The sequence below is a fragment of the Pseudomonas sp. 37 R 15 genome (genome assembly GCF_900004865.1).
In the GTDB taxonomy this organism is placed as follows: domain Bacteria; phylum Pseudomonadota; class Gammaproteobacteria; order Pseudomonadales; family Pseudomonadaceae; genus Aquipseudomonas; species Aquipseudomonas fluorescens_AM.
On sequence record NZ_CVTV01000051.1, the window covers coordinates 239930 to 266885 of the forward strand.

The following is a 26956-nucleotide window of genomic DNA, read 5'->3' on the forward strand; positions in this document are numbered from 1 at the left end:
GGCCCCGTCGTGGCTGGGTATGTCGCGTCTGGAATGTTGATTTTAGTCGTTTTGCCGGCGCTTGCCCGAGCCGTGAAGTCGGCCGGGCAGGCAATAGAGCATGTTTTAGCGCCAGGGTTCGGTAGAATCCGGATTTTGTCCTCACCGTCTAAGGAAGGCTAATGGCTCAGCCCTACAGTGCGCGCAGTCGCGCCATCGAACCTTTTCATGTCATGGCGTTACTGGCGCGGGCCAATGAGCTGCAATCAGCCGGCCGCGACGTGATCCATCTGGAAATCGGCGAGCCGGACTTCACCACCGCCGAACCGATTATCCAGGCTGGCCAGGCGGCCCTGGCCAACGGCAAGACCCGCTACACCGCCGCCCGTGGGCTGCCCGAGTTGCGTGAAGCGATCAGCGGTTTCTACCAGCAACGCTATGGGTTGGACATCGATGCGCAGCGCATTCTGATCACGCCCGGCGGCTCCGGCGCGCTGTTACTGGCCAGCAGCCTGCTGGTGGATCCGGGCAAGCACTGGCTGCTGGCGGATCCAGGCTATCCCTGCAACCGGCATTTTTTGCGCCTGGTCGAGGGCGCGGCGCAGTTGGTGCCGGTGGGACCGGACGTACGCTATCAATTGACTGCGGGCCTGGTGGCAGAACACTGGAACCCGGACAGCGTGGGCGCGCTGGTTGCCTCCCCGGCCAATCCTACCGGGACCATGCTCACTCGGGACGAACTGGCCGGGCTATCGAGCGCCATCAAAGCGCGTGACGGCCACTTGGTGGTGGACGAGATCTATCACGGCCTCACCTACGGCGCAGACGCCGCGAGCGTGCTGGAAGTCGATGACGATGCTTTCGTCCTGAATAGTTTTTCGAAGTATTTCGGCATGACCGGCTGGCGCCTGGGCTGGCTGGTGGCACCCCCGGAAGCGGTCGGTGAATTGGAGAAGTTGGCGCAAAACCTCTACATCAGCGCGCCGAGCATGGCCCAGCATGCGGCGTTGGCCTGTTTCACCGCGCAAACCCTGAGCATTCTGGAGGAGCGTCGCGCCGAATTTGGCCGGCGCCGTGACTTCCTGCTGCCGGCTCTGCGCGAGTTGGGGTTCAGGATCGCCGTGGAGCCGGAAGGGGCGTTCTATCTCTATGCGGATATCAGCGCGTTCGGCGGTGATGCCTTCGCGTTCTGTCGGCATTTCCTGGAGACAGAATATGTAGCGTTTACTCCCGGGCTGGATTTCGGGCGTTATCAAGCCGGTCATCACGTGCGGTTTGCCTACACGCAAAACCTCGACCGGCTACAAGAAGCGGTGGAGCGGATTGCCCGTGGCTTGCGGAGCTGGCAAGGCTGATGCGTTTTCATCCTCCTCTCGAAGAAGGGCGGCTGATCCGCCGCTACAAGCGCTTTCTCACCGATATCGAAACCGTTACCGGCGAGTTGCTCACCATTCACTGCCCGAACACCGGTTCGATGCTCAATTGCATGGTTGAAGGTGGCCAGGTGTGGTTCAGCCGTTCCGCCGACCCCAAGCGCAAGTTGCCAGGCACCTGGGAAATCGCCGAAACGCCTCAGGGCCGGCTGGCATGCGTCAACACGGCACGCGCCAATCAGTTGGTCGAGGAGGCATTGCGCGCCGGCGTCATCACTGAGCTCAACGGTTTCACTGGGTTGAAGCGAGAAGTGCCTTACGGTCAGGAAAAAAGCCGGATCGATTTTCGCCTGGAATACCCGCAGGGGGCCGCATTTGTCGAAGTCAAAAGTGTCACGTTGGGCTTTGATGGCAGCTCAGTGGCGGCGTTCCCCGATGCGGTGACCCAACGCGGTGCCAAGCACCTGCGGGAGCTGGCTTACCTGGCGCGTGAAGGTGTGCGGGCGGTGCAGTTGTATTGCGTGTGTCTATCGGGTGTTGATGCGGTGCGGCCCGCCGAGGAAATCGACGCGGGCTATGCCACCGCATTGCGTGAAGCCAAGGCTGCCGGCGTTGAAGTCTTAGCTTACGGTGTACGGGTCACGCACGAAGAAATACGCATTGAGCGGCCGATCCAGATCGTTCTGGGTAATTGAACGTCGTTGCGGACTTCCTTACCATCATGACAGACGGCGAAGCCTGGTCACGCATCGACCAGGTCACGCCCAATCTACTTGTTTAAGGTGGTGGCCCAACGGATCGAATTAAGAATGGAAGTCTGAAGTGGGGTTGAAGGTGCCCACCCCAACAACTCGCGGGCCAGCTTACTCGATGCATAACCGCCAATGATGTCGCCCGGACGTCGCCCGGCCCTGTTTACGACCAATTCAGATTTAGTGGCACTCATGAATGCCAGCACAAACTCCTCTACAGTAACGCCTCGCTCGGAACCCAGGTTGATGACAGGCATTCCAAACCGGTTCAGCGGCACCGATAAACTATTGTTGTTAAAGGCAAGCGCAGCCAGCACGTGTGCGGCGGCAAGGTCTGCGACGTCCACAAAATCCCGGACCGTAGAACCATCCCGAGTATTCCAGTCAGTGCCGTTGATTTGAAATGGCTTCCTTGATGCTGCGCATTGGATCAGCGAATTTAAAAGACTGCTTTTATTGTCGCCTCTGAAGCCCGTTCTGAATGAGTGATCACTGCCAATGGGGTTGAAATATCGGAAAGTGAGAAATTGAAAGTCCCTTGCGTTAGAAATATCTTTGAGTGCCAGTTCAAGAAAGTATTTGGATCTGGCATAGGGACTCATTGGGACAGGGTTTGAATGCTCGTCAAAGCGATGTGCATTGTCCGCGCTGTAAAGAGCTGCAGTTCCGCTTAAAATTAACTTATTGACGCCCAAATCAAGCAGATGGTTGACCATGCTTACTGACTTTGAAAAATTATTTTCATAATAAGTGTCTGGTTGTGTTATGGATTCGGCGACGTCAATTTTTGCTGCACAATGAACGACCAAGGAAAGGTCAGGATGAGCCTTTGCAATCTGCGTGAGAAGTTGTCGGTCAGAAATATCACCTTGATAGTATGAAACCGTCCCAGAGGCTTTTTCAGTGGGGCAAGGCTGCTCATCAAGGATAACCGGATGATGCCCGGCGTCGGCAAGTGCCAAGCAAATTGTGCTGCCTATGTAGCCGGCGCCTCCAGTTATGAGGATTTTCATTTAATACTCCTGAATAAATCTAAGAACGTGGATGTCGCCGTCGCCAGCTGATCTTGCGGGCAAGCGAAATTAAATCTGATCCAGCCGGGCGAACCAAACTCGTGACCGTCGGATACTGCGACGCCTGCTTGTAGAAGATTGGCAAAAACGTTCCCGTCGGCCGCCCTAGTATCAATCCATGCAAGGTAGGTTGCTTCTGAGGGGCTGTAATTAAGGGACGTATGACGCAACGTAGTTTGGATGATGTTCTGGTTGATCTTCAACTGCTGCAGCAATGACTGGAGCCAATTGGAGCAATTGAAGTAAGCACTTTCAAGCGCCACGAGCCCCAACGCGTTTATACCGGTGGCAAAAAAAGCCTGGGTCTCTTTAAACTTCTCGCGAATCGTTGTGGATGGGATAACGGCATAGCCTACGGATATGCCAGCTAAATTAAAAGTCTTACTAGGCGATAGAAGCGTAATAGATTTGTTTTCCAGTCCCTTTATTGATCCCGCTGGAATATGACGACAGTCACCGAGAATTATATCCGCGTGAGCCTCATCCGAAATAACGACTGTGTCAAGATCTTTGATATTGAATGCTAGCCTTTCAAGCTCCTCTCGGGTTGAAACAATGCCGGTCGGATTAGTAGGGTTGCAGAGAATAATTGCCGATGGCCTGGTCCGCCTAATTTGACCGAGATCGCTAGTCGTGAACGGCTTGCTGTTCTCGGTCAGCGCTATTGCCCACTGCGTAAAATTAAATCCCTTGCTTAAATTAAGCAGCTTGCCGTAGTTAGGCGACTGCACAGCAATGGTCCCATGGGGGCATGTGCTCTTGATAGAGATTCGAACACCCGATATTGTATTAGGAACTATAACAATCCATTCTTCTCGTATGCCCCAATCATACTGCTTTATGCACCATTGTTGAATGGATTTGTAGACAGAGCGTGGAATGTTTGGATAGGAAAAATGCCCCTCTTCAATTCTTTCTCTAACGGCAGAAAGTATGGGGTCTGGCGTTGCAAAACCCATATCCGCTACCCAGTGAGGTTGTGCGCCGGGATATTTAGCTAGCGCCAGTGTATTTGTCGCTTGACGGGTGATCGGGCGTAATCCGGTCATTTGAATAATTCACTCATTGCGGTGAAATCCAATTCGTCATAGCCGATGCTTTGATCCGACTCTAAAATAGAAAATAGGCAGTGAGACAAGTCTAATTTGTAATCGCTGAATTCATCCAAGGCGTACTTTATGTCCTTTTTTGCATATTTTAACTTGCAATGTATATCCTGATGGTTTCGTGCCAGGCTTTGATTAAGCTTTTGTTGCGCAATTGAGTTCATCCAGAAGTCATCGTGTGAAGTGATTATCGTGGCAGCCAGTTCGTTCTGAGGCAGCGCCTCCAGTAGCCTTAGCATTTGACCTAAAAGCCCGAGCGCAGTCAGTCCCCACAGGTTATAGAATAATTTAAATTGAGTGGCTGCGCCGATATGGTCGAACGTATAGACTTTCGAAGAGGTCGTATTAAGGAATGGGTCATGTTGAGTGTCTACCCTTTGCGAATGGGCGAAATATATCAGGCTCCCTTTCAGTGATCCTGTTTTGCTACCAGTAAAAGGGGCCTCAATAAAATTCAGTCGTTCGTCGTTAAAGGAGTTTCCTATTTGCTTGATGGCTTCACAGGTGAGTGTCGAAAGTTCAATGAACACTGTTTTGAATGCATGGCTGGCAAGCGCGACTGCTAAAATATTGCTCCAGACGCGTGTAGAAATTTCTGCGTTGGGAAGACAAGAAACAATATAGTCATATTTCGACAGATCGATAAAGTTCAATCTTGTCTCTGTCCGAGAGTAATAGTCAACTTTCCAGTCAGCACTACTGAGGCGTTCGGCCAGTGAAGTAGTAATCAATCCTTTTCCAACAAAAAGGATGTTATGCATAGTTGCAACCATTCAGCGTGAAAGATTCTGACAACTTGCCGAGCTTATACGGCGTGATGGGTGATATTCCGAAATTTTCCAGAAAGGGAAGGTTGACCACTGCCGACGTGCATCGCAAGGTCGGCGAACATGTGTGATCTTGGATATCCAGCGTCGATAATCCTTTTACCCCTACGTCAGGGGTGCGGTAGTTCCGAAATGTGAGATGTGGGAGTAATAAGATATCTTCAATCTCGTTGTCAGTGGAACTTAAGGTTATAGAGTTTTCCGTGCGGTTCCAATCAAATTGACTATGGTCGTTTTCCATTTCTACAGTGCCAATGTCTTTCATGTAGCCCAATAATGCTCCGCGCGCGATGGAGTGAGGGGCGTCGACTACGGCAAGTACCGGGAAATAGTAACGAGCAGAGCGCCATGTAATGGCGACTTTTAATATGGCTTCATGACTTGTGATGAAGTCTTCATCAGTAAAGCAAGTTGAACGCATTTTTGAAATGGTCAGAAGAAAGGTATTGCTGATCGCAGCATCAGTAGGCAACACACGCAGCGCCTGTGATAGGGCAGGCTTTGGCGCTTTAACAGAAAAGTTTGCTTCAAATTGAATGTGAAGATTTTTACATTGAAACTTCCAAGGGGCTATCATTATGTATGCCTCTGAGTGAGTTTTAGTTGAAACGACATCAATGTCTTCCTAGATGCCAGGCCTTGCATAATCGAGTGAATTGTTTAAGCGTAGATGATGGAGAACTCTAAAGAGAAGCAACGCTACGACGCTGCATGTCGCGAAAGATAAAGGCGTTCCGCCAAACTCATACAGTAGAGGCCCCGCGAAGTAACCGATGGTGACTCCTGCAAACGTATACAGTCCACGCGTGCCATTTGCTTTAGCGGTCAAACCATGAGGAATCATGCGCTGAAACTGGTTATGAGACCTAAGGAACATAATTTGAAATGAGAATCCGATGATAAAGGAAAGCGTGTTTACCACCACGAACGACGTCGTATAAATAAAAGCCGATTCAGCGACAACTATGCTGATGATTAGCAGCTCGTATCGGTTGAAGCGATGATTGAAAAAGCGCTCGAACATACTATTGGCAATAATTAAGCCGATGACTTGCGAGAACAAAATGGTTGAGTAAAGTTGAGTGGGATTAATTGATATGCTTTGGCAATATCTGAGTAGTATGCTTAGAAATAGTCCTGACAATAGCATGCCGATAAAGATAAAATGGTGAGCCGACGTCATCGCGCAAACTGTGATGGTTGCGGGTTTAACTGAGGTAGAATGTTTTGAGTGAGGCGCGACCGACGACGTACAGCTGCTTAAAATAACGGAACTTATGAGCAGGCAAAAGGCAAGGTGCAGATAGTTGTCAGCCGCCGTCACGGCCAGGAGTAATGGCGCCAGTGCCATCGCTAGCGTTATGGATAACTGCATGCGAGTATGTGCGTGGGATAATTTGGATTTATCTACTTCGAGGTTTATGGTTGAAAGTCGTTTAAAGTTTATTATGCGAAGAATAGCGCCGATGTTGAATGTCAACAGACAGCCCCAAATGAGCGCTTCGTTACGGTTGAACAAGAAGAACGATACAGATGCAATGAGCGTAAATAAACCAATCAAGCAAAGAAAACGTTTTTGACTAAAACTGTCTATACAGGGGGCAATGGCCACGCCTATGAAAACAGTCGATGCGGACATGGCACTTAGAAATAACGACATTTCTAACCCGGAAAGATCCAAATGGTTAACAATGAGCGGTATTGAGGCTTGGGTGAACCGCTCAGTGAGCGAAATTACAAAGCAAAGCAGTATGATGATCTGGTTTTTGGTACGCTTCACTGCCTTTCCTTTTGATTATGTCCGCCGCTGGGTTTTCCAATAATGAGCTACAGTTATCGACCGTTAAGGCGATCCAGTTGATCGGGAAACGCCCATGTCTAAAGAATTCGCGCGGTAAAGGCACCACACCATTGTTGGAGTAAATTGGGATTTAATATAAAGTTCATCGAGTGTTTGATCAAATGTCGAGCTGCTCGTCAACGCCGAGGCTACCTCTCCTTTTTTGTAGAGTTGATAGGCATGGATTTTCGATTGAGTGTATTTAATTTCTTTGTATGAGTTCAGGTCGGCTATTAGTGAGCACGTTGACGGGTGTAGTGCAATCGAGTCATAAGACTTGTGCAATAACGCCATAGGCAGTGTTTTTTCAAACCAGACGCTTTGTAGTTCGAATGAATCCAAGTATTCGAAGTGAAAATCTACCCACGAAAATTGTTTACCGTCGCGGTATTCTCTAAATCCCGCCGGCACTAATAACCTCGTCTTGAATTTTTTTGCATGTTCAATCGCTGCATGAAAGGTCGAGTGTAAAGATACAGTGGATCCAGTACTCGCAGCTTGTGTGTGTGAATCGGTTCCGATAGGGCCGAGGGTCGTTATTATATCGATCATTCAATGGGCTCTTAAAAATAAGCTTTCTGGTTTACTTAACTTGTTGTTTTCCAAAAATACGGCTTGGATTATCTTGTCGGCCTGCTGGTCTTCACTTGAGAAATAGAGGGCTGTCGAATCAAGGAAAGTCGCACTTTCAGTTATAAGCCTGTGCTGTGTAATTAAGTTTTTTAGATGCTGTGCGACAGATTCCAACTGATCATCTGGCAGGTCTCGGTTGACAATGTGTTCGACAAGGGCAGTGCTTACCTCGGGAAAGCGGTGAGGTATCAATTCGTGTTCGAATACGAAACGTCGTCGTTCTGGATATTCAGATAGATAGAGTAGTTTTAAACAGGTGATACAAATTTTGCTATAAAGCCTGCGTGCGACGTGTGCTGTTGAGCTCGTTAATTGAGCATTGTAGTACGCCAGAGGTTGTGTCTGGTACGCCAGGAATTCATCTGCCCGGTGTCCACTAAAGTCAGGTTTCTGCAAGAGAAGACCATTGTCTCCGAACCAATCAAGCTCCATGGAAAGGATTGCGTTTGAAGGGTGCTTTAAAGCTTCGCTGCTCATCAATATCAGCGAACTGCACTTCTCGTAGGCGTTCTTACAACACAAGGTTTGCGGTATATCTTTAGGGTCTATGAGGCAAAGTACATCAATGTCTGATGTGTAGTCATGTCGAGAGGTATTCTTGCGTGCCTCGCCTCTGGCTGTTGATCCAGTTAGCGCGAGCGTATAAACGATATCCTTGTCTGTTAGACGACTTAAAAAGTCTTCTTCGATGAAATTCATGAGTTAACATCCGTTTCTATGAGCGTTCTTTGTGTCGTCACTTCAGTTGTCAATCGCTAGCCAAAAGCACCGCTGGCCATGCTGTTAAACATGGCATAGGCGGATTGCACTTCACTCACATACTGTGTTTTCGGGGCGTCGAGAGGTGTAATATTTGTTGAAATAACATCAATTTTATTTGTTTGCGGATTTTGTTGATAACTCACTGTTACCGAAATCGCGTAATGCGTGCCACAGAGGCTGAAGCAGACATTCATATACTCTGGTGTCATGAGAGGCAATTGATTGAACAGCGAATACACGGCCAGCGCACACACCCGTGCTTGACACGCGGCCGCGAATGCCGATTTTGGCAAGCTGTGAGCGTCTGCTGCGTCGCCAATAACATGAACGTTCGCAACCTTCAAAGACTCGAATGTCTGTGTATTTACCGGGCACCAACCGTTCTCGCCAGTCAGGCCGTTTGCAGCGGTGAAAAGGTCGGCTTTTTGTCTCGGAATAATATTGATGACATCGCCCTTGAAAGCCCCTGCCTGGCACACAAGTTCCCGCGTGTCCGGCCTCAATTCTGTAACCGTTCCGCCCTGTTGGGCGCCGATCCAGGTAATGATGCTTTCTGCGGTCCCGTACCCATACAACTGCTTCCAAGCCAATTCGAACTGGGCTTGCTTGGGAAACCTCTCTTTGGAGTCGAGGAAGATAATCTTTGAGTTTGGCTTATGCGCGATAAGGTATTCGGCGATCTGACTCACTCGCTCATACGGCCCCGGCGGACACCTGTATTCTGTGTTGGGAGCCGACATCAGAACCGTACCGCCGTCCGGCATTTCTTCCAGTTGTTTTTTCAGGGCACTCAACTGGTCTTTCCCTTTCCAGGCGTGTGGAAAAACATCAGCAAGCCCTTCGCTATGACCCTTAATATGGTCAAAATCAAAGTCGATACCAGCAGCCACAATGCATCGATCGTACCGGTGGGTGGTGTTTGGTGTTTTTACTACTTTTTGAGTAGCATCAATTGTCAGCGCACGCTCATGCACGACATTTATCCCTTCAGATACGAGCTTTTTATAGTCGAACGTCAAGGTCTCTTCATTACGTTTTCCTGTCAGGCACTCCGCACTGAGCGGGCCCGAGAAGTATTCCGTATACTCTTCAATTAATGTTATTACAGTGTTGGGTATGAGACGTTTTAGCGTGCGAGCGAATGTGGCACCTGCAAACCCCCCACCCACCACTACAACTTTATAAACTTTTGCCTGTGACATCTTAATTGAAGGGCCTGCCGCTGCGTCTAGTGCAGCTATTCCGGCGCCCGTGATCAACCATTTAAGGAGAGTTCTACGATCATCTATCATTGTATCTTCCGAATTCACACGTACTGCCTGACGCCTGCTTGCGTATGCCAAGCGGTACACTAAAAACCCAATCGGATTTAGTGCCCTTAACAGGCCTTGGCAGCAAGCTCTCTATGAAGATGGAACAAGAAAGAAGTTATTTAACTACGTCTGCAAAGTAAGATTGCGAGTTTTGAAGATATATTTTAGGGATGTTCAGGTCGCCGTACTTTTCTGAGTGCTTGCCTACATAAGCGCCCCGGTTTTCTTGTGGACCAAATGCTTGGAAGGTTTTTTCGTAGGCCGCTCTATCTTTGAGTATTGTGATATGAATGAGCGGCTCACCTAATTTTGTAGGAATTAGGTTAATGGACTCAGTCGTTTTTTTGTCACTGCTGCCATGCGCTTTGAAGTTCGCCGCTTGCTCTTTAGTGAAAGATTCAAGAAATTCCTGCTCCATGCCTTTGGGAGGATTGAACACTATCACTACAGCTTTCTGCGGCGCTAAGGCAGCCTTGGCATCCTCTGCCATGGCTTGGGTAGCATTGATGCTCAGTGCGATTGATATCATAGACAGCGCTATGCAGCGTTTCATGAAATTCCTTTTCCACTTTTCTGTGATTCGATGGTTGGTGCGTAACCCCATTAATGCGTTAGTTGTGCGGGATTACACGAGTCGATAGTTAAGGCCACAGGATTCATAATCGGCAAGTTGTAATATGTTTCAAAGTGTTTATTTGTACAAATCTATCTTTTTTGTACATAGGGTGTTTGACTGTCAATGCGTAGGGTTCGCTATTAGTACCGTTGTGGCTGATTTGTTTTTAAGTGAATATCGTCCTTGACCTTTCGAGACTTCGCACTATAAATTAATAAGCAGTCGGTTGGCGCGCCATGTAGTTATAGTGCCAAGGGCCGTGGATTTCGCTGTTTGTAGTATTAATGGTTTAATCAATATACAAGGGTGTAATGGAGTGGTATTGAATCGAGGATTGATGTTTATGCTGTTTTTTCTCTGCGCGACTACGGCGGCAGCGGAAGAAAACGTCATCGGAATCATGGCGAGCAATGGGTGCGTTAATTGTCATGGGTATGAGGGGCGAGGCGGGGCTATTGGTACTATTCCTTCGTTACAAGGGCGCTCAAAGGAATTTCTCCGTACTGCGATGCAAGCTTACAAGCACAACGTATCGCACGGTACGGTAATGAACCGAGTCATGAAGGATATGGATGACAGGAAGATTGAAGTGTTGGCGGAGTACTTCAGTGGCATAAAGTAAATGATCACCCGTGTTCAATAGCTTGTTTAATAATATCCGCTGACGCTAAACCTGTACCCATAAGCCATTCTCATCTTCCGTGCTGGGCAATGTGATTAGACGTTGGCCAGCACAGGGACCGGAAACGCATTCGCCAGTTTCTATCAAAAATAGTGCACCGTGGGTTGCACACTGGATCAAGCTGGCGCTTTTGTCGAGAAATTGATCGGGTTCCCATTCCAGTGATACGCGGCGATGTGGGCAGCGATTGACATAAAAGTAGGCAGTACCCTCCCGGCGTACGGCAAACAGCTTTTGGCCATCAATTTCGAAACCGCGGCTGGCATTTTGCGCGAGCGCATCGGATGGGCAAACAAACTTCATATTTAGCCTATTTTACTAGCGGGTCGGGCCTTACAGCTGCTCGTTCCGAAGCATGTCGCTTGACGTGAAAATGCAAACAATTATCAAATGCCGCTTCGCCCGTCAGCTGGTCGGGTGCTCATTACGATGCCGGACAGGCTGTATCTGTCACATTGATGAGTGCATGAGCGGCTCTGTCTTGAAAGGAAACCCTGTTATGCGCCTGAGTGCCAGCGTTATTGCGCTTTTTGCCGGATTGCTGGTCAGCCACGCGGCCCAAGCCCTGGAGCTGCCGCAACGCTGGGTCAGCGCCGGTGGCGCGTTATCGGAGTGGGTGACGGCATTGGGGGCGGAATCGAAACTGGTCGGCGTGGACACGACAAGCCAGCATCCGGCGTCACTCAAGGCATTGCCAAGCATCGGTTATCAGCGCCAATTGTCGGCCGAGGGCATTCTCAGCCTGCGCCCGCAGCTGCTGGTGGGTACCGAGGAGATGGGGCCACCGCCGGTGCTGGCGCAAATCCGCAGCGCCGGGGTGCAGGTTGAGATGTTCTCGGCACAGCCGGATTTAGCGAGCCTGAAAACCAACCTGTCGCATTTGGGTAAGCTGCTGGACAGCGAGGTCAAGGCCAACCAATTGTTCAGCGGCTATGAGCAAGCCCTGGACCGGCAGAAAGCCTGGGTGGCCAAGGCGCAGTTGACGCAAAAAGCACCGGGCGTGTTGCTGTTGCTCGGGCACGCCGGCGGCAAGCCGTTGATCGCCGGTAAGGACACCGCCGCTGACTGGATCGTGCAGCAGGCCGGCGGCCATAACCTGGCGACTCACACCGGTTACAAGCTGTTCTCGGTGGAGTCGCTGGCCGGGTTGAGTCCTGATGTGCTGGTATTTGCTGATCGAGCATTGAGCGGTGAGGCAGCCCGTGCAGCGCTGTTCAAGGAAAATCCTATCCTCGCGACCACCCCGGCGGCCAAGAGCGGCCGAGTGTTTGAGTTGGACCCGACGCTGCTGGTGGGCGGGCTTGGGCCACGCTTGCCGCAAAGCCTGACGCAGTTGTCGGCTGGCTTTTACCCGTCCAGCGCGCAACCCGCCCCATGACGACGTTGGTTAAACCGAAAACGCTGTTTATCGGGCTGGCGCTGTTGTGTCTGGTGGCGATCTGGCTCTCATTGGCGCTGGGCCCGGTCAGCCTGCCGTTGTTCGACACACTCAGGGCGGCGTTGCGATTGATTGGGGTGCCGGTCGATGCCCCGGGGCTTGAGCAGGCAGAGTTGATCCTGGGGCAGATTCGTTTGCCGCGCACGTTATTGGGCCTGGCTGTCGGGGGTGTGCTCGCCTTGTCGGGCGTGGCGATGCAGGGGTTGTTTCGCAACCCGCTGGCTGATCCTGGCCTGGTCGGCGTGTCCAGTGGCGCGGCATTGGGGGCTGCGGTGGCCATTGTCGCAGGCTCGTTTTTTGGCGGGTTACCGGACGCAGTCGGGCCGTATCTATTATCGATCTGCGCGTTTCTGGGAGGCTTGGGCGTCACCGCGCTGGTTTATCGATTGGGACGGCGCAATGGCCAGACCAACGTCGCGACGATGCTGCTCGCCGGTATTGCGCTGACGGCGCTCGCCGGTTCCACAGTCGGGCTGTTTACCTACCTGGCAGACGACGCCACCTTGCGCACCCTGACATTCTGGAACCTGGGCAGCCTCAACGGTGCCAGCTATTCGCGATTATGGCCGTTGCTGCTGGTCAGTGCGGGCGTGGCGCTGTGGTTACCGCGTCGAGCGAAGGCGTTGAATGCGCTGTTGCTGGGTGAATCCGAGGCCAGCCATCTGGGCATTGATGTTGAAAAGCTCAAGCGTGAACTGGTGTTTTGCACGGCGCTGGGCGTTGGCGCAGCGGTGGCTGCGGCCGGCATGATCGGCTTTGTCGGATTGGTGGTGCCGCATCTGGTGCGGTTGCTGGCAGGGCCGGATCACCGAGTGTTGCTGCCGGCGTCGGTGCTGGCGGGCGCGAGTTTGCTGCTGTTTGCGGATCTGGTGGCACGCTTGGCGTTGGCGCCGGCGGAATTGCCGATCGGTATCGTTACCGCGTTCATTGGCGCACCATTTTTTCTCTATTTGTTGTTGCGAGGGCGCGCCTGATGCTGCGGGTGGAAGCGTTGCAGATCCGTCGCGCAGGCAAGACCGTGTTGGCGGATGTGACCCTGGACCTGCTGCCGGGCGAAGTGCTCGGCGTATTGGGTCCCAATGGTGCGGGTAAAAGTACCTTGTTGAGTGCGCTGTGCGGTGAATTGTTGCCTGATCAGGGCAAGGTCTGGCTGGGTCAGCAGGAATTGAAGAATTTGAGCGGCGCGCAACGCGCCCAACGCCTGGCAGTCTTACCCCAGACCTCAACCCTGGATTTTGCATTCCGTGTCGAGGAGGTTGTAGGCATGGGACGTTTGCCCCATCAGACCGGTCGGGTACGAGATGAGGAAATTATCAACGCAGCACTGCATGCGGCAGATGTGGGACACCTGAGCGGTCGCAGTTACCTGGCCTTGTCGGGTGGGGAGCGCCAACGGGTGCACCTGGCCCGAGTATTGGCGCAATTATGGCCGGGCGAGGCGGGGCAGACGTTGTTGCTGGATGAGCCGACATCGATGCTCGATCCGTTGCATCAGCATACGACGTTACAGGCCATCCGCAGCTTTGCCGATCGTGGCGCAGCGGTGCTGGTGATCCTGCATGACCTGAATCTGGCGGCGCGATATTGTGATCGTATCCTGTTGCTGGAGGACGGGCGCCCGCATGCCCTCGACACGCCGACACAGGTGCTGCGGCCCGAGCCGCTCAAGGCGGTGTTTGGTCTGGATGTGTTGGTGCAGTCGCATCCGGAACGTGGTCATCCGTTGATCATCGCGCGCTGAGCCCAGCGTTTTCCAGGCAAAAAAAGACCCGGCAAGAGCCGGGTCAAATAACCGTGATTAGCCTGATGAGGAGATAATCTGAGAGTCCGAACCAATGGTCTTTCAGTTATCGGCTGATCTCGCGACCAGTTGTGATAATCATAACGATTCTCATTTGAGAGTCAACAGTTGTTTTATCCATTCCCGTATTTTTCTTCACGCACCCGTCCGCGGACCTAAATCTTCTTGTGCGTCGAGAGTGCATCGAACTGACGGTTCAACGCCTCTTTGCGCTCCGTGGGAATGTCGTTCCAATGCACATCCATCAATGCGCCTTCAATGGCATACAGCAGTACTTTCGATGCTCGGAACCCGCGAGTTCGCACGGCGCGGTAAGCATCGACCGCCCCCAGACGACGTAAGTCGGATGCGCTGTGGATGCCCACCGCATGCAGCCACTGCGCCGACGTCTTGCCAAGATTTTTCAGGTGCTGCAGCTCATCGTTCATCAAGCCTCCTTGCGACAGCCGAAGGGTGCGGTGGGTATCGTGACCAGGCAAGCCTGAAAATGAGTGTAGCGCTCAGTAGGAAAAGCGTGATTCTTTGGTCGGGAACGGCTCAAAAGCTTATAAGAACGCCGCTGCATCTCAGGCAGGGTAAAGCGCCCGGCGCGACTTGCGCAGCCGGGAGCCGAAGTCTTGAGGTTATTTGGTGCGGTAACGCAGGCGGGTGCCGAAATTGACCGACATCAGAATCTCGTCAGCCGTCAGTTCGGGAGAGAAGTAAGTGCCTGAAATCTGCGCATGGGCCAGGCTGGCGCCTTCCAATGAGCAGTCACGTAAGTCCAGCCCGCGCAGGTCGGCGGAGCGGAAGTAGGCGTCGGTAAAGTCGATACCTGCGGTGTTCAGTTCGCGCAGGTCCAGCCCTCGGAAGTCGCCGCCACGCATGTCGATAACCCCGTCGTCGGGGCGTTCCTGATTGAAGCCGCGGATGTCGTCCTTGTGCAGGAGCGCGTAGAGCGGGGTATCAAGAAGCTTGGGCTGACTCATGATGACGACTCCTGTTGGTATTATGGCGCCATTATAGTGCCACTATTGCTGGGCCGTGCGCCAAAGTAGGCGACACGACCAAGAAATATTTCTTACAGGCCGGGCAAGCGATGACGAATGTGCGCAACCAACGCATCGAGTGTCCCGCTTTCGTTGGTCTCGACGCGCTTGCTCAACAGCAGCTCCTGCGCTGTCAGCGGGTCACGATTGGCTTGCTGCTGTTCGATAACCACCAACGTTGCGTCGGACGGATCGCTTTTATCTGCCTGACGTTGTGCCAGCCAGCTGGCGATGACGGCCTGGGGCGCATTGCAATCCAGAATCAGGAACGGCGCCCCGGTGGCTTCGGCAACCCGGGCTGCCGCGTCGCGTTGTTCGCGTTTGAGGAAGGTGGCATCCAGCACCACCGGGAAACCGGCGCGAAGCACGGTGTCGGCAATTTCGTTCAACCGCGTGTACGTTGCAGCACTGGCGTCATGGCTATAGATGCCGGCCTGCGGTGTATTTTCCACGTGCTGCTCGCCAAACAGGCGCTTGCGCTCCACGTCCGACCGCAGGCGAACAGCGCCCAAGGCCTCGACCAGGCGCATGGCGACGTGGCTTTTGCCCACGGCCGAAACACCATGGGTGATTGCCAGGAAGCGCGAGGGAATCGTGCTGTAGCTTTCAGCCAGATTGGCGTAGTTGCGGTACTGCCGCAGGGTGGTGGCGCGTTGCACCGGGTCGGCTTCGCTCGGCATGCTGAACAGCGCAACTTTGGCCCGGACCAGGGCGCGATACGCCTTGTAGAAGTTGAGCAGCTCCAGGCCCTGATAGTCCCCGGTCAGTTCCAGGTACTGGCTGATAAACCGTCGCGCCAGGCATTTCAGGCCGCGGTCTTCCAGGTCCATCGCCAGGAACGCGGTGTCGGCGTACACGTCGGTAAAGCGGAACGGCTCGTTGAACTCGATGCAGTCGAAGATCACCACATGACCGTCGATCAGCGTGGCGTTGCCCAGGTGGATGTCACCATGGCATTCGCGGGTGAACCCATTGAGCTTGCGCTGTTCCAGCAGCGGCTTGAGGCGTTCGAAGCTGCTTTCGGCCCAGGCTTGCAGGGCTTCCAGTTGAGTCAGGTCGGCCTTGTCGCTGAGGAACGGGCGGATCTGTTCAAAGTTTTGGCGTACCGGGGCCATCACTTCATCCGGGGTGCCGGCCGGGTGTTCCTGTGGGACTTTGGGCGCGTTGAGATGGAAGTGCGCAATCTGCCTGGCCATTTCGTCAATGTGCGCGCTGGTGAGTTCGCCGTTGGCTTGCAAGGTGCTCAGCATCTGGCTTTGCGGGAACTGACGCATTTTCAGCGCGTACTCGATTACCGGGCCGTCGCCAGCCAGTTGCGGTGTCTCGGCAGTGCCAGTAATTGGCAACACTTCAAGATACAAATCTTCGGTCAGGCGCTGGTTGAGGCGCAGCTCTTCATTGCAGAAGTGGCCGCGCTTTTCCAGATCGGTGAAGTCCAGGAACCCGAAGTTCATCGGTTTCTTCAGTTTATAAGCGTAAGGACCGGTCAGGATCACCCAGGAAATATGGGTTTCAATGACTTGAAATGCTTCCACCGGATGCGGGTACAACGCCGGGTTTTGCAGGGCTGCGATCAGGGACTGGCTCACGGGCGATCCTTCAAAGTCTGGGAGAAATCATGGCAGGCATTATGGCCGCTACGGGCGGTCGTGCAAACCGCTGTCCGGCTCATGTTGATCATCAATAAAGTGCGTATAATCCGCCGCCATGACTCGAACCCGATCTCCCCGTTCCCGTAAAAAACCTCCTTCGCGCAGTCTGCGCCCGTGGCTGGGCTGGGCGCTCAAGCTCGGCCTGGTTGGCCTTGTGGCGCTCGCCGGCGTTGCGGTGTATCTCGACGCCGTGGTCCAGGAGAAGTTCTCCGGCAAGCGCTGGACCATTCCGGCCAAGGTGTATGCACGCCCGCTGGAATTGTTCGCCGGGCAGAAACTGAGCAAGGAAGACTTCCTCACCGAACTCGATGCGCTGGGCTATCGACGCGAGCCCGTGAGCAACGGTCCGGGCGCGGCGGCGGTCAGCGGCAATACCGTCGACTTGAACACCCGTGGCTTCCAATTCTACGAAGGCCTGGAAAAAGCCCAGCCGGTACGCGTGCGCTTTTCCGGCGATTATGTGGCCGAGCTGTCGTCGCTCAACGGCGCCAAGCTGCCGGTGGTACGTCTCGAACCGCTGATGATTGGCGGCATTTACCCGAAGAACCTTGAAGATCGCATCCTGATCAAGCTCGATCAGGCGCCTGCGTATTTGCTGGAAACCCTGGTCGCTGTCGAAGACCGCGATTTCTACAGCCACTGGGGCGTTTCGCCGAAGTCGATTGCCCGCGCAGTCTGGGTCAACACCTCCGGCGGCAAGATGACCCAGGGCGGCAGCACGCTCACCCAGCAGTTGGTGAAGAACTTCTACCTGACCAACGAGCGCAGCCTGACGCGCAAGCTCACCGAAGCCATGATGGCCATGCTCCTGGAGTTGCATTACAGCAAGCAGGAAATCCTTGAGGCGTACCTCAACGAGGTGTTCGTCGGCCAGGACGGTCAGCGCGCGGTGCATGGGTTCGGTTTGGCCAGCCAGTTTTTCTTCGGGCAGCCGCTGTCCGAATTGAAGTTGCATCAGGTGGCCTTGCTGGTGGGGATGGTGAAGGGGCCGTCCTATTACAACCCGCGTCGCAACCCGGAACGTGCGCTTGAGCGCCGTAACCTGGTGCTCGATGTTCTGGAACAGCAGGGCGTTGCCACTGCCGAACAGGTCGCCGCCGCGAAGAAAATGCCGCTGGGCGTCACCACCCGCGGCAAGCTGGCGGACAGCTCGTTCCCCGGCTTTATCGACCTGGTCAAACGTCAGTTGCGCGAAGACTACCGCGACGAAGACTTGACCGAGGAAGGCCTGCGCATCTTCACCAGCTTTGACCCCATTCTGCAGATGAAGGCCGAGGCGTCGGTCAATGACACCTTCAAACGCCTGACCGGCCGTAAGGGCTCCGATGAAGTCGAAGCCGCCATGGTCGTGACCAATCCGGAAACCGGTGAAGTCCAGGCCATGATCGGTAGCCGTCAGGCCAGTTTCGCCGGTTTCAACCGTGCGCTGGATGCCGTGCGGCCGATCGGTTCGCTGGTCAAACCGGCGGTTTACCTGACCGCCCTGGAGAAGCCGAGCAAGTACACGCTCACCAGTTGGCTGTCGGACGATCCGCTGTCGATCAAAGGCGCCGATGGTCAAGTGTGGACACCGAAGAACTTCGACCGCCGCTCCCACGGCACCGTGTTTCTGTACCAGGGGCTGGCGCATTCCTACAACATTTCGACGTCGCGCCTGGGGCTCGAAGTCGGTGTGCCGAATGTGTTGAAGACGCTGGCGCGATTGGGCATCGAACGAGAGTTCCCGGCGTTCCCGTCGATGCTTCTGGGGGCGGCAGCCATGAGTCCGATGGAAGTGGCCACCATGTACCAGACCCTGGCCAACGGTGGGTTCAATACTCCGATGCGCGGTATTCGCAGCGTGCTGACCGCCGAGGGCGAGCCGCTCAAGCGCTACCCGTTCCAGATCCAGCAGCGTTTCGATGCGGGCTCCATCTACCTGATCCAGAACGCCATGCAGCGCGTGATGCGTGAAGGCACCGGGCGCTCGGTCTACAGCGTGCTGCCGTCGAACCTGACGCTGGCGGGCAAGACCGGCACCAGTAACGACTCGCGTGACAGTTGGTTCGCAGGTTTTGGCCAGGACGTACTGGCCGTGGTGTGGCTGGGCCGTGACGATAATGGCAAGACGCCGTTCACCGGTGCGACCGGTGCGCTGCAGGTCTGGACCAGCTTCATGCGCAAGGCTGACCCGTTGCCACTGAACATGCCGCAGCCGGACAATATCGTGCAGGCCTGGATTGATCCGCACACAGGCCAGGGTTCCGATGCCAACTGCCCGGGGGCGGTGCAGATGCCGTATATTCGCGGCAGCGAGCCACCACCCGGTGCCGCCTGCGGGGGCAGTGCCCCGGCTGATGCGGAGTCGGTGATGGATTGGGTCAAGGGCTGGATGAATTAAGCAAAGAGGGTTTCAAGTGAACAAGTTGTGGATTCCAGCGATTACAGTTCTGGCTTTGCTCGGCGGTTGCTCCAGCGTGCAACGCGGCTCTATTCCGGTGGTGGACGCGAGTACGGGCGTCTCCAATAGCGAGCGGATTTCGGCCAAGGGCGGGTTTCGTCAAACCGTGACCAACCGTCCGGCACAGGCCAAGCCGCAGGCAATGCCGCAGGACTCGGGCGTGGTGGTCATGGTGCCTGGCAGTGGTGCTGCTACCGCAGCACCGATCAGCGCCGAACCCTGGACCCCGGGGCCAAGCACTTCGGGGCCGGTCGACTCCACGCCGATCCAGACGGCGCCAGTCAACCAGGGCACCTACACGACGCCGTCGACGCCGAGCGGCATTCCTTCGTCATCCAGCGCGGGCGGCCTGTCCGCTGACGAGCAACTGGACGGCCCGGTATTGGCGCTGCTCACCACCGCCCAGCAACAGCAGGCCGGTGGTGACCTCAATGGCGCTTCGTCGAGCCTGGAGCGTGCCCAGCGCGTTGCGCCTCGCGAGCCGCAAGTGCTTTATCGCCTGGCCCAGGTGCGCATGGCCCAGGGTGATGCGCCGCAAGCCGAGCAGTTCGCTCGCCGTGGTTTGAGCATGGCCAACGGTCGTCCGGACCTGCAAGCCAGCCTGTGGGCGTTGATCGGCGACGCGCGTGCCGCCCAGGGGGACGCTGCCGGCGCTGCCCAGGCTCGGGCGAAAGCCAAGGTCAACCTCTGATGGATGAACGTTTTCCGGCGATTGCCGAACAGTTGTTGCTGATCGAGCGAGAGCTGCGCGTGCAGGGCTGGTGGGATGAGGTGTCCCCCAGCGCCGAAGCGCTCGGCAGCGTCGAACCGTTTTCGGTCGATACATTGGATTTCCATCAATGGCTGCAATGGATTTTCCTGGTCCGTATGAAGCAGATCCTCGAACAGGACCTGCCTTTGCCCAATGCTTCCGGGATTCTGGAGATGGCCGAGATGGTCTACGCCGACCGTCCTCGGGAGAGCCTCGGCTTGCGCAATGCGCTGAAAAAGTTCGACCAATTGATCGCTGACGCTCGTTAATTGCCTGACTGCCGGTTTTTCCGGCAGTCTTGCGCATATTTCTACCGCTTGACGACATTCAGGCGAGTTTTATCCCTCCTCAAAGCCCTTTCTTCTACGTTCTCATGCGCTTACTTGGAAAAAAGCGCAATTATTGCTTGACTTGAAGGGCCTGAAACAGAAGAATCCAAAGTCCGCTGTATCGGGACTGCCAGAAGCAGGCCCGCTCAGCAGATCATGAGGCGCACATCCGCGCCGACCTGTAACACCCGCAACGCGTTACCTCGCGCTGGGTGGGAAAAGCCCGCAACACTTGGGACGATCCCAATACTTGCTCAGTCAGTGCTGACGTAGTCGGCGACCACCGTCGCTCATGCTCTGTTGAGAAGTAAACCTATTAAGACCCGTCGGTTTTTAACGGACGGTATTCTGGCGTTTTAGAGGTGAACAACGTGGAGCTTTTATCTGGCGGTGAGATGCTCGTCCGCTTTTTGCGTGACGAAGGCGTCGACTATATCTACGGGTACCCAGGTGGTGCTCTGCTGCATGTCTACGACGCACTGTTCAAGGAACCGGCTGTTACCCACATCCTGGTTCGCCACGAACAGGCCGCGACCCATATGGCTGACGGCTACGCCCGTGCCACCGGTAAAGCCGGTGTGGTACTGGTAACGTCCGGCCCAGGCGCAACCAATGCCATAACCGGCATCGCGACTGCTTATATGGACTCCATTCCGATGGTGATCATTTCCGGCCAGGTCGCTAGCACCATGGTCGGCACCGACGCGTTCCAGGAAACCGACATGATCGGTATCTCCCGGCCGATCGTGAAACACAGCTTCATGATCAAGCACGCGTCGGAAATTCCGGAAGTCATGAAAAAGGCGTTCTACCTCGCACAATCCGGTCGCCCGGGTCCTGTCGTGGTGGATATTCCCAAGGACATGACCAACCCGGCCGAGAAATTCGAATACATTTTCCCGAAGAAAGCCAAGCTGCGCTCCTACAGCCCGGCTGTGCGCGGGCACTCGGGGCAAATCCGCAAGGCGGCTGAAATGCTCCTGGCGGCCAAGCGCCCTGTGCTGTACTCCGGTGGTGGCGTGATTCTGGGGGGCGGTTCCGCACCGCTGACCGAATTGGCCAAGCTGCTCAACCTGCCGGTGACCAATACCTTGATGGGCCTCGGCGCATTCCCGGGTTCGGACCGTCAGTTCGTCGGCATGCTCGGCATGCACGGCAGCTACACCGCCAACCTGACCATGCACCACGCCGATGTGATCCTGGCCGTGGGCGCACGGTTTGATGACCGCGTGATCAACGGTGCGAGCAAGTTTTGCCCGAATGCCAAGATCATCCATATCGACATCGACCCGGCGTCCATTTCCAAGACCATCAAGGCGGACGTGCCGATCGTGGGTCCTGTTGAAAGCGTCCTGACTGAAATGGTCGCTGCGCTCAAGGACATCGGCGAAACACCGAACAAGGAGTCCGTTGCGAGCTGGTGGAAGCAGATCGACGAATGGCGCGGCGACCGCGGCCTGTTTCCTTACGACAAGGGCGACGGCAGCATCATCAAGCCACAAACCGTGATCGAGACCCTGTGCGAAGTGACCAAGGGCGATGCCTTTGTGACCTCCGACGTGGGCCAGCACCAGATGTTCGCCGCGCAGTACTACACCTTCGACAAGCCTAACCGTTGGATCAACTCCGGTGGCCTGGGCACGATGGGCTTCGGTTTCCCTGCGGCCATGGGGGTGAAGCTGAGCTTTCCGGAGGCTGACGTTGCCTGTGTCACCGGTGAAGGCAGTATCCAGATGAACATCCAGGAACTGTCGACGTGCCTGCAGTACGGTCTTCCCGTGAAGATCGTCTGCCTGAACAACGGCGTACTGGGCATGGTTCGTCAGTGGCAGGACATGAGCTATGGCAGCCGTCACTCCCATTCCTACATGGAATCGTTGCCGGATTTCGTCAAATTGGTTGAAGCCTACGGCCACGTCGGCATGCGCATCACCGATTTGAAAGATCTGAAGCCGAAGATGGAAGAGGCGTTCGCCATGAAGGACCGCCTGGTGTTCATCGATATTCAGGTGGATACCAGCGAGCACGTCTACCCGATGCAGATCAAAGACGGCTCTATGCGCGACATGTGGCTGAACAAGACGGAGCGTACTTAATCATGCGGCACATTATCTCCCTGCTTCTGGAGAACGAACCCGGCGCTCTGTCTCGTGTTGTCGGCCTGTTTTCGCAACGCAACTACAACATCGAAAGCCTGACCGTGGCCCCAACCGAAGACCCGACCCTGTCGCGGCTGACGTTGACCACCGTGGGCCACGATGAGGTGATCGAGCAGATCACCAAGAACCTCAACAAGCTGATCGAAGTGGTCAAGCTGGTCGACCTGTCGGAAAGTGCCCACATCGAGCGCGAGCTGATGTTGGTCAAGGTCAAGGCCACGGGCGCCCAGCGTGCCGAGATCAAACGCACTACCGATATTTATCGCGGGCAGATCGTCGATGTGAGCGCCAGCGTTTATACCGTTCAACTGACCGGTACAAGCGACAAGCTGGACAGCTTCATCCAGTCGATCGGGACGGCCTCGATTCTGGAAACCGTACGCAGTGGTGTCACCGGGATTGCCCGTGGCGACAAAGTACTCAGCATCTAACCCAATTAGCGAATGGCCTTACGGCCTGGATATATAGAGGAACCTCATGAAAGTTTATTACGATAAAGATTGTGACCTGTCGATCATCCAGGGCAAGAAAGTCGCCATCATCGGTTACGGCTCCCAGGGCCATGCTCAAGCGTGCAACCTGAAAGATTCCGGCGTTGACGTTACCGTTGGCCTGCGCAAAGGCTCGGCTACCGTTGCCAAGGCTGAAGCCCACGGCCTGAAAGTGACTGACGTGGCTTCCGCTGTTGCGGCCGCCGACCTGGTCATGATCCTGACCCCGGACGAATTCCAGTCCGCGCTGTACAAGAATGAAATCGAGCCGAACATCAAGAAGGGCGCCACCCTGGCCTTCTCCCACGGCTTCGCGATTCACTACAACCAGGTAGTGCCACGCGCTGACCTCGACGTGATCATGATCGCGCCGAAAGCCCCGGGCCACACCGTGCGTTCCGAGTTCGTCAAAGGCGGCGGCATCCCGGACCTGATCGCGATCTACCAGGACGCTTCGGGCAACGCCAAGAATGTTGCGCTGTCTTACGCTGCCGGTGTTGGCGGCGGTCGTACCGGCATCATCGAAACCACCTTCAAGGACGAGACTGAAACCGACCTGTTCGGCGAACAAGCCGTACTGTGCGGCGGTACCGTCGAGCTGGTGAAAGCCGGTTTCGAAACCCTGGTTGAAGCGGGCTACGCGCCGGAAATGGCCTACTTCGAATGCCTGCACGAACTGAAGCTGATCGTTGACCTCATGTACGAAGGCGGTATCGCCAACATGAACTACTCGATCTCCAACAACGCCGAATACGGCGAGTACGTGACCGGCCCGGAAGTGATCAACGCCGAATCCCGTCAGGCCATGCGCAACGCCCTGAAACGTATTCAGGACGGCGAATACGCCAAAATGTTCATCAGCGAAGGCGCGACCGGCTACCCTTCGATGACCGCCAAGCGTCGTAACAACGCCGCTCATGGTATCGAAGTCATCGGCGAGCAACTGCGCTCCATGATGCCGTGGATCGGTGCCAACAAGATCGTCGACAAAGCCAAGAACTAAGTCGAACGTATCAAGGGAAAACGCGGCTTAGGCCGCGTTTTTTCGTTTGGGTAAGCGGGTTCTGGTATAAAGCTGCATCGTTTGCGGGCGAACACTCGCCGCAAGTATCTGTCGAATTTTTTTCACACCGTTGCAAGGTAAAGTCCATGAGCGAACGTCCCGAAGAGCCAAACCAGGCTTACGACGCCGAAAGCATGCTGCCGATCGATGAACATGTCGAAGAAGGGCATGACGCGGAAGGCCGCAAGGTCCGGCATCGTGGTATCTATCTGCTGCCCAACCTGTTTACGACGGCGAACCTGTTTGCCGGCTTCTATTCCATCATCAACTCGATGAGCGCCCAGAGCGCCTTGGCGGCAGGTGATGCCGCGAGTGCCAGCAAGTACTTCGGTTTCGCTGCCATCGCTATCTTCGTCGCCATGGTGCTTGATGGCCTGGACGGGCGTGTGGCGCGCATGACCAATACCCAAAGCGCCTTCGGTGCCGAGTACGACTCGTTGTCGGACATGGTCGCCTTCGGTGTTGCCCCTGCGTTGCTGGCGTTTGCCTGGGCCTTGGGGGATATGGGTAAGGTCGGCTGGATGGTCGCCTTCATCTATGTTGCAGGTGCGGCGTTGCGTCTTGCGCGCTTCAACACGCAAGTGGGCACTGCCGACAAGCGTTACTTCATTGGCCTGGCCAGTCCTGCTGCCGCGGGCGTGGTGGCGGGTATCGTCTGGGCGTTCAGTGACTACGGCATCCAGGGGTCGAAGATGTCGTTCCTGGTAGCGCTCATGGTTGCAGCGGCCGGCATGTTGATGGTCAGCAACATCAAGTACAACAGCTTCAAGGAACTGGATCTCAAGGGGCGTGTGCCTTTCGTAGCGATTCTCGTTGTGGTGCTGGTGTTTGCGGTGGTGTTCAGCGATCCGCCGCGCATTCTATTGTTGGCCTTCCTGGTCTACGCTGCTTCCGGGCCGATCCAGTACTTGCTGCATCTTCGCCGGGACAAAACATTGCCTTAATGTAATTTCCCCCATACTCCGCAGTCTATTGGTGCATCTGTCCTCCAATGCTGCGGAGTTGCCATGTTAATCAAGATCCCCAAAGCGTCCGATTGCCATGAATCGGATATCACGCCTGAATCGTTCTACCTCTCTCGCCGCAGCTTGCTCGGTGGCGCGCTTGCCGGTGTTGCCGCCAGCAGTTTGCCCCGTTGGGCCAGTGCCGAGGATGCGGCACGCTATGCCGATGTCGAGCCGGGCAGGGCGCCTGACTGGTTTGCGCAAAAGCTCCCCGGCACCAAGTGGCAGGCAGTGACCGTCAAAGACGAGGCCATCACGCCGTTCAAGGACGCTACCCACTACAACAACTTCTATGAATTTGGCACGGACAAGGGCGATCCGGCGGCAAATGCCGGTTCACTCAAGACTGAGCCCTGGAGCGTTGTGATTGATGGTGAGGTCGCAAAGCCTGGGCGTTACGCGCTTGAAGACTTCATGAAGCCTTACCAGTTGGAAGAGCGCATCTACCGTCTGCGGTGCGTTGAGGCGTGGTCGATGGTTATTCCCTGGATCGGCTTCCCCATTTCCGCCTTGCTCAAGCAGGTCGAGCCCACTTCCAAGGCGAAGTTCATCCGCTTTGAAACGCTGCAGGATCCGAAGAGCATGCCGGGTCAGCGCTCCAGTTTCGGCTTGATCGATTGGCCTTATATAGAAGGGCTGCGCCTGGACGAGGCCATGAACCCATTGGCGATTCTTGCCGTTGGTATGTACGGGCGAGAGTTGCCTAAGCAGAACGGTGCGCCGTTGCGTTTGGTGGTGCCATGGAAGTATGGCTTCAAGAGTGTGAAGTCGATTGTGCGCATCAGTCTTGTCAGCGAACAGCCGAAAACGACCTGGCAGAGTATTGCGGCCGATGAGTATGGGTTTTATGCGAATGTGAATCCGACGGTTGACCATCCTCGCTGGACCCAAGCGCGTGAGCGTCGTCTGCCGAGCGGCCTTTTCAGCCCGAACGTGCGTGAGACCCAGATGTTCAATGGCTACTCGGATGAGGTCGCCTCGTTATATGCGGGTCTCGATCTGCGGAAGAACTATTGATGCGCTATCCGCTCTGGCGCATCGGCGTCTTTATAGCTGTCGCGGTATGGCCGTTGTTCTGGCTATATGAAGCCTGGAGTTTTGCCCTCGGGCCCGACCCTGGGAAAGTGCTGGTGGATCGCCTCGGCCTGGGCACCTTGATTCTCTTGCTGATCACGCTTGGCATGACGCCGCTTCAGAAACTGAGCGGTTGGGCGGGGTGGGTTGCGGTACGCCGGCAACTGGGGTTGTGGTGCTTTGCCTATGTGGTGCTGCATTTGGCGTCTTATTGCGTATTTGTACTTGGGCTTGACTGGTCGCAGTTGGGCGTGGAGTTGCGTAAGCGCCCGTACATCATTGTCGGCACGCTGGGGTTTCTGGGCTTGCTGGTTTTGGCTGCGACCTCCAATCGTTATAGCCAGCGACGGTTGGGGAGCCGCTGGAAGAAGCTGCATCGCCTGGTGTACGTCATTCTGGGGCTCGGTTTGCTGCATATGCTCTGGATCGTTCGGGCGGATCTGAAAGAGTGGGCGATATATGCGGCTATAGGGGCACTGCTCCTGGTGCTGCGTGTGCCACCGGTAATGCGTCGAATCCCGCGTCTTATTACTAAAAAAGCGCCTTCTTCAACAAAAGCGTAATTAAGCCTTGACGGCAGATTCTGTGCGCCTATAATTCGCTCCACTTCCGGCGCAGTCGAAACGGAAAACTCCTTGGTAAACAATGAGTTAAGTAGTTTTCGGCAGCAAGTTGGTTCAGTTCATCGAAGCCAGCAGGAAGTTGAAAAAGAGGTGTTGACAGCAGCGTGTAACGCTGTAGAATTCGCCTCCCGCTTACGAGAGATCGCA

Annotated in this window: 28 protein-coding genes; 15 read left to right on the forward strand and 13 right to left on the reverse strand. The window is 55.0% G+C overall.

All coding sequences use genetic code 11. The features are described 5' to 3' along the window. The first annotated feature begins 161 nt into the window (after positions 1–161). Both BFQ04_RS19455 and sfsA read left to right on the forward strand, forming a co-directional pair. A complete protein-coding gene (locus tag BFQ04_RS19455) occupies positions 162–1334 on the forward strand; it encodes a pyridoxal phosphate-dependent aminotransferase (RefSeq protein ID WP_065952193.1) in 1173 nt (390 codons plus the stop codon). Beyond that, positions 1334–2047, forward strand: a complete 714-nt coding sequence (gene sfsA, locus BFQ04_RS19460; RefSeq protein ID WP_065952194.1) for a DNA/RNA nuclease SfsA — start codon at positions 1334–1336, stop codon at positions 2045–2047. Before BFQ04_RS19455 ends, sfsA begins: the two co-directional genes overlap by 1 nt. 74 nt (positions 2048–2121) lie before the next feature. Here the strand turns inward: sfsA and BFQ04_RS19465 are convergent, their stop codons facing one another. The 9 genes from BFQ04_RS19465 to BFQ04_RS19495 all read right to left on the reverse strand — a co-directional run bounded on the left by BFQ04_RS19465 (position 2122) and on the right by BFQ04_RS19495 (position 10211). Continuing rightward, positions 2122–3117, reverse strand: coding sequence for an NAD-dependent epimerase/dehydratase family protein (locus BFQ04_RS19465; RefSeq protein ID WP_065952195.1), 996 nt, complete (start codon positions 3115–3117; stop codon positions 2122–2124). Further along, on the reverse strand, positions 3114–4226 hold the full coding sequence (locus BFQ04_RS19470; protein WP_083218015.1) for an aminotransferase class I/II-fold pyridoxal phosphate-dependent enzyme: 1113 nt from the start codon (positions 4224–4226) through the stop codon (positions 3114–3116). The genes BFQ04_RS19465 and BFQ04_RS19470 overlap by 4 nt, the downstream gene beginning before the upstream one ends. Next, on the reverse strand, positions 4223–5044 hold the full coding sequence (locus BFQ04_RS19475; RefSeq protein ID WP_065952197.1) for an NAD(P)-binding domain-containing protein: 822 nt from the start codon (positions 5042–5044) through the stop codon (positions 4223–4225). Before BFQ04_RS19475 ends, BFQ04_RS19470 begins: the two co-directional genes overlap by 4 nt. Further along, positions 5037–5687 carry a hypothetical protein gene (locus tag BFQ04_RS29400; RefSeq protein WP_137200417.1) on the reverse strand — a complete coding sequence of 217 codons (651 nt, stop codon included), beginning with the start codon at positions 5685–5687 and terminating at the stop codon, positions 5037–5039. Before BFQ04_RS29400 ends, BFQ04_RS19475 begins: the two co-directional genes overlap by 8 nt. A 48-nt stretch (positions 5688–5735) precedes the next feature. After that, positions 5736–6890: a hypothetical protein gene (locus tag BFQ04_RS19480; protein WP_065952198.1), complete on the reverse strand. Its 1155-nt coding sequence runs from the start codon at positions 6888–6890 to the stop codon at positions 5736–5738. A 63-nt stretch (positions 6891–6953) separates the two neighbouring features. Then, on the reverse strand, positions 6954–7502 hold the full coding sequence (locus tag BFQ04_RS29405) for a hypothetical protein (RefSeq protein ID WP_137200415.1): 549 nt from the start codon (positions 7500–7502) through the stop codon (positions 6954–6956). Beyond that, positions 7503–8282 (reverse strand): nucleotidyltransferase domain-containing protein, encoded by a 780-nt coding sequence (locus tag BFQ04_RS19485; RefSeq protein WP_065952199.1) that lies wholly within the window; start codon positions 8280–8282, stop codon positions 7503–7505. Positions 8283–8338: 56 nt separating this feature from the next. Next, a complete protein-coding gene (locus tag BFQ04_RS19490; protein WP_065952200.1) occupies positions 8339–9637 on the reverse strand; it encodes an FAD-dependent oxidoreductase in 1299 nt (432 codons plus the stop codon). A 136-nt stretch (positions 9638–9773) separates the two neighbouring features. Next, entirely contained in the window at positions 9774–10211 is a 438-nt protein-coding gene (locus BFQ04_RS19495; RefSeq protein WP_065952201.1) for a hypothetical protein, read from the reverse strand. A 406-nt stretch (positions 10212–10617) separates the two neighbouring features. Between BFQ04_RS19495 and BFQ04_RS19500 the strand changes: the two genes are divergently transcribed. After that, positions 10618–10896 carry a c-type cytochrome gene (locus tag BFQ04_RS19500; RefSeq protein ID WP_157829697.1) on the forward strand — a complete coding sequence of 93 codons (279 nt, stop codon included), beginning with the start codon at positions 10618–10620 and terminating at the stop codon, positions 10894–10896. A gap of 45 nt (positions 10897–10941) precedes the next feature. Here the strand turns inward: BFQ04_RS19500 and BFQ04_RS28740 are convergent, their stop codons facing one another. Then, on the reverse strand, positions 10942–11259 hold the full coding sequence (locus BFQ04_RS28740) for a Rieske (2Fe-2S) protein (RefSeq protein WP_083218017.1): 318 nt from the start codon (positions 11257–11259) through the stop codon (positions 10942–10944). A gap of 196 nt (positions 11260–11455) precedes the next feature. Between BFQ04_RS28740 and BFQ04_RS19505 the strand changes: the two genes are divergently transcribed. From BFQ04_RS19505 to BFQ04_RS19515, 3 genes are read left to right on the forward strand one after another with little or no spacing between them, the layout of a single operon-like run. Then, positions 11456–12334, forward strand: a complete 879-nt coding sequence (locus tag BFQ04_RS19505; RefSeq protein ID WP_065952203.1) for a heme/hemin ABC transporter substrate-binding protein — start codon at positions 11456–11458, stop codon at positions 12332–12334. A gap of 50 nt (positions 12335–12384) precedes the next feature. Then, positions 12385–13368 (forward strand): FecCD family ABC transporter permease, encoded by a 984-nt coding sequence (locus tag BFQ04_RS19510; RefSeq protein WP_175413299.1) that lies wholly within the window; start codon positions 12385–12387, stop codon positions 13366–13368. Continuing rightward, a complete protein-coding gene (locus BFQ04_RS19515) occupies positions 13368–14135 on the forward strand; it encodes a heme ABC transporter ATP-binding protein (protein ID WP_065952205.1) in 768 nt (255 codons plus the stop codon). Before BFQ04_RS19510 ends, BFQ04_RS19515 begins: the two co-directional genes overlap by 1 nt. Positions 14136–14350: 215 nt before the next feature. On the opposite strand, the gene BFQ04_RS19520 is transcribed toward BFQ04_RS19515, so the two are convergent. The 3 genes from BFQ04_RS19520 to BFQ04_RS19530 all read right to left on the reverse strand — a co-directional run bounded on the left by BFQ04_RS19520 (position 14351) and on the right by BFQ04_RS19530 (position 16812). Next, positions 14351–14623, reverse strand: coding sequence for a TfoX/Sxy family protein (locus tag BFQ04_RS19520; RefSeq protein ID WP_065952206.1), 273 nt, complete (start codon positions 14621–14623; stop codon positions 14351–14353). A 195-nt stretch (positions 14624–14818) separates the two neighbouring features. Next, positions 14819–15163, reverse strand: coding sequence for a pentapeptide repeat-containing protein (locus tag BFQ04_RS19525; protein WP_065952207.1), 345 nt, complete (start codon positions 15161–15163; stop codon positions 14819–14821). A gap of 92 nt (positions 15164–15255) precedes the next feature. After that, entirely contained in the window at positions 15256–16812 is a 1557-nt protein-coding gene (locus tag BFQ04_RS19530) for a bifunctional aminoglycoside phosphotransferase/ATP-binding protein (RefSeq protein WP_065952208.1), read from the reverse strand. A gap of 118 nt (positions 16813–16930) precedes the next feature. On the opposite strand from BFQ04_RS19530, the gene mrcB reads away from it, so the two are divergent. The 9 genes from mrcB (at position 16931) to msrQ (ending at position 26749) form a co-directional block, all read left to right on the forward strand. Next, positions 16931–19255: a penicillin-binding protein 1B gene (gene mrcB, locus BFQ04_RS19535; RefSeq protein WP_065952209.1), complete on the forward strand. Its 2325-nt coding sequence runs from the start codon at positions 16931–16933 to the stop codon at positions 19253–19255. 16 nt (positions 19256–19271) lie between these two features. After that, positions 19272–20006 carry a tetratricopeptide repeat protein gene (locus tag BFQ04_RS19540; RefSeq protein ID WP_065952210.1) on the forward strand — a complete coding sequence of 245 codons (735 nt, stop codon included), beginning with the start codon at positions 19272–19274 and terminating at the stop codon, positions 20004–20006. Further along, positions 20006–20335, forward strand: coding sequence for a YqcC family protein (locus BFQ04_RS19545; RefSeq protein ID WP_065892292.1), 330 nt, complete (start codon positions 20006–20008; stop codon positions 20333–20335). Before BFQ04_RS19540 ends, BFQ04_RS19545 begins: the two co-directional genes overlap by 1 nt. A 431-nt stretch (positions 20336–20766) precedes the next feature. Then, positions 20767–22491, forward strand: coding sequence for an acetolactate synthase 3 large subunit (locus tag BFQ04_RS19550; RefSeq protein WP_065884006.1), 1725 nt, complete (start codon positions 20767–20769; stop codon positions 22489–22491). A 2-nt stretch (positions 22492–22493) separates the two neighbouring features. After that, positions 22494–22985, forward strand: coding sequence for an acetolactate synthase small subunit (gene ilvN / locus BFQ04_RS19555; protein ID WP_003176102.1), 492 nt, complete (start codon positions 22494–22496; stop codon positions 22983–22985). 46 nt (positions 22986–23031) lie between these two features. Beyond that, positions 23032–24048 carry a ketol-acid reductoisomerase gene (ilvC, locus tag BFQ04_RS19560; RefSeq protein WP_003176099.1) on the forward strand — a complete coding sequence of 339 codons (1017 nt, stop codon included), beginning with the start codon at positions 23032–23034 and terminating at the stop codon, positions 24046–24048. 146 nt (positions 24049–24194) lie between these two features. Continuing rightward, positions 24195–25052, forward strand: a complete 858-nt coding sequence (gene pssA, locus BFQ04_RS19565) for a CDP-diacylglycerol--serine O-phosphatidyltransferase (RefSeq protein ID WP_065952211.1) — start codon at positions 24195–24197, stop codon at positions 25050–25052. Between the two features lie 63 nt (positions 25053–25115). Beyond that, positions 25116–26129 (forward strand): protein-methionine-sulfoxide reductase catalytic subunit MsrP, encoded by a 1014-nt coding sequence (gene msrP, locus BFQ04_RS19570; RefSeq protein WP_065952212.1) that lies wholly within the window; start codon positions 25116–25118, stop codon positions 26127–26129. Beyond that, positions 26129–26749, forward strand: coding sequence for a protein-methionine-sulfoxide reductase heme-binding subunit MsrQ (gene msrQ / locus BFQ04_RS19575; RefSeq protein ID WP_065952213.1), 621 nt, complete (start codon positions 26129–26131; stop codon positions 26747–26749). Before msrP ends, msrQ begins: the two co-directional genes overlap by 1 nt. Positions 26750–26956 lie beyond the last annotated feature (207 nt).